The sequence below is a fragment of the Mycetocola sp. genome, assembly GCF_046716805.1.
GTDB lineage: Bacteria > Actinomycetota > Actinomycetes > Actinomycetales > Microbacteriaceae > Mycetocola_A.
Genome location: NZ_JBKJWH010000069.1, coordinates 1 through 2,913, shown reverse-complemented (window position 1 = coordinate 2,913; position 2,913 = coordinate 1). Strand labels below are relative to the sequence as shown.

Annotated in this window: 3 protein-coding genes; all 3 read left to right on the top strand. The window is 64.1% G+C overall.

Annotated elements, in window-relative coordinates; genetic code table 11:
- Positions 1–129 precede the first annotated feature (129 nt).
- A complete protein-coding gene (locus ACLQ62_RS05610) occupies positions 130–1,257 on the top strand; it encodes a type IV pilus twitching motility protein PilT (protein WP_411720679.1) in 1,128 nt (375 codons plus the stop codon).
- Positions 1,258–2,490, top strand: coding sequence for a type II secretion system F family protein (locus ACLQ62_RS05605; RefSeq protein ID WP_411720678.1), 1,233 nt, complete (start codon positions 1,258–1,260; stop codon positions 2,488–2,490).
- A gap of 122 nt (positions 2,491–2,612) precedes the next feature.
- Positions 2,613–2,913, top strand: a 301-nt coding sequence (locus ACLQ62_RS05600) for a type II secretion system protein (RefSeq protein WP_411720677.1), incomplete at its 3' end; no start/stop codon positions are given.

Below are 2,913 nucleotides of genomic sequence, written 5' to 3'. Positions count from 1 at the left end.
GCTCCAGGTTTCGGCGACGCCGTAGCCCCCGCGCCCGCAACTGAATCCTTCGCGCCGTCGTCGTCACCCTCTGATGACGCCGTTCCTTCGGCCAGAAGGGCGCGCGGGCAGGCTGGGCCCGACCCAGACCTGCTCGAGGCCCTCGCCCTCGTGCTCGACCTCAGTGCGTCTGACCTGCACATCACCACCGGCGCCGCACCGAGCATCCGTCTGGACGGTGGACTTCGCCCCATTCCGGGATCGACCCCGTGGGCCCGCGACAAGGTGTCCTCAGCGCTTCACAGCATCCTCACCCCAGAGCAGCGCGAGCACTTCGAGAAGAACCTGGAGCTTGACTTCGCGTACACGACAGGAGGGGCTCGCTTCCGCGTCAACTACTACCTGCAGCGGGACTCCATCGGTGGCGCGTTCCGATTGATTCCTCAGGAGATCAAGCCGCTGAAGGACCTCGGTGTACCCGCTTCGGTCGCCCGGTTCGCTGAGCTTGCCCGCGGCCTCGTCCTCGTCACCGGCCCGACCGGTTCCGGCAAGTCGACGACACTCGCGTCGCTCGTCGACCTCGTCAACCGCACCCGCGCCGATCACATCATGACGGTCGAAGACCCGATCGAGTTTCTGCACACCCACCAGAAGTCGCTCGTCAACCAGCGCGAGGTCGGCCACGACACGCACAGCTTCGCCGCTGCGCTGAAGCACGTGCTCCGCCAGGACCCCGACGTCATCCTCATCGGCGAGCTTCGCGACCTCGAGACCATCTCGGTGGCACTCACGGCGGCTGAGACCGGTCACCTGGTCTTCGCCACCCTGCACACGCAGGATGCCGCCCAAACGATCGACCGTGTCATCGACGTCTTTCCGCCGCACCAGCAGGGACAGGTTCGTGCGCAGCTTGCCGCCACCTTGCAGGGTGTCGTCTGCCAGACCCTCGTCAAGAAGATCGGCGGCGGTCGCGTCGTCGCCACCGAGGTGCTCATGACGACATCGGCGATCGCGAACCTCATCCGCGAGGGCAAGACCTACCAGATCGCGTCGTCCATGCAGGCAGGCCGTGCCCTCGGTATGCACACCATGGATCAACACCTCGCCGACCTCGTCAACGCCGGAAAGATCACTCGGGTAGCCGCCGAGGAGAAGGCGCACGACGTCGAAGCCCTCGACCAGCTGATCCGCCGGGTGAGCTCCAGCGGCAGCGCGGAGACCATGATGCCGGCTGGTGAAATCGACTTCGGCGACGCCTTCTCGGGCAAGGGGCAGTAGGTGACGACGACCCCGGCCTGGACTTACAAAGGCAAAAACGCGGCCGGCAAAACAGTCAAAGGCCGGTTGGACGGGCCCTCCGAAGGCGCCGTCGCAGCGCGGTTGCGATCAATGGGAATCGCACCGACCGCCATCGATGAAGCGCCAGCCGGCACAGGCCTGAATCGCGAGATCTCCTTCGGTGGCCTGTTTGAGAAGAAGGTCGGTCTGAAGGACCTGGCGGTGATGAGCCGCCAGATGGCGACGATGATCTCCGCCGGCCTGTCGCTGCTCCGGACGCTGAGCATCCTCACCGAGCAGAGCGAGAACCCGACGCTCGGCAAGACACTCGACCAGGTGCGGATCGAAGTGGAGTCCGGTGCCTCGCTCTCGGCGACCCTCGCGAAGCATCCGGTCATCTTCCCGCCGCTGATGATCAACCTCGTCCGTGCCGGCGAAACCGGCGGATTCCTCGAGGACTCCCTCGAAGCCGTCGCCGAGAACTACGAGAAGGAAGTCAAGCTTCGCGGGACGATCAAGTCCGCCATGACCTACCCCGTCGTTGTCCTGATCATGGCTCTGCTCGGTGTCGTCGGCATGCTCATCTTCATCGTCCCGGTGTTCAAGACGATGTTCGAAGGCCTGGGCGGCCAGTTGCCGCTGCCGACGCAGGTACTCGTCTGGCTGTCAGCGATCATGGTGTGGCTCGGCCCGGTCCTCCTCGTCGTCGTCATCGTCTTCTCGATCTGGTGGGGCAAGAACCGGCACAGCGAGCGGGTGCGCAAGGTCGTCGACCCGATCAAGCTCAAGCTGCCCGTGTTCGGGGCGCTGATGACCAAGATCGCCATCGCGCGATTCAGCCGCAACTTCTCGACCATGATGACCGCCGGTGTGCCCATCCTGCAGGCGCTCACCATCGTCGGTTCGACGTCCGGTAACTGGGTCATCGAGAGGGCCCTCGTCCAGGTGCAGGAGTCCGTGCGCCAAGGCCAGACCATCGCCGGACCGTTGTCGCAGGAGCCGGTCTTTCCGTCGATGGTCACCCAGATGATCTCCGTCGGTGAGGATGCCGGGTCGCTCGAGACGATGCTCGCGAAGATCGCCGACTTCTACGACCAGGAGGTCGAGTCGACGACCCAGCAGCTGACGGCCCTGATCGAGCCGCTGATGATTGCCTTCATGGGCGTCGTGCTCGGCGGAATGATCGTCGCGCTCTACCTGCCGATCTTCAACATCTTCACCCTCGTCGAGTAGTCCCCCCGCAGGGGTGCCACGGCTACTGGGGGTGCGGCGCGTTCACCGGCTACCCCTACAATTCGAGTAGGGGGCTAAATATGAGGGGCCACCTGTCAACACTCTTACAGGATGGAAAACTTATGTTTGCAGCAGTCACTCGCTCTCTCGCGGCCAAAAAGGCCCGCCTCGAAAACGACGAAAAGGGATTCACGCTCATCGAGCTCCTCGTCGTCGTCATCATCATCGGCATCCTCGCCGCTATCGCCATCCCGATCTTCCTGGGCCAGCAGGAGCAGGCCAAGGGCAGCGCCGTCGAGTCGGCGATCGGCAACGCCAAGACGGCGATCGTCGCTGAGATGGTGAAGACGGAAACTTTCCCGGATGCCACGGCCCTGGGAACAATTACGACAGCAGCGAAGGGTGGCGACACCAAGATCACGC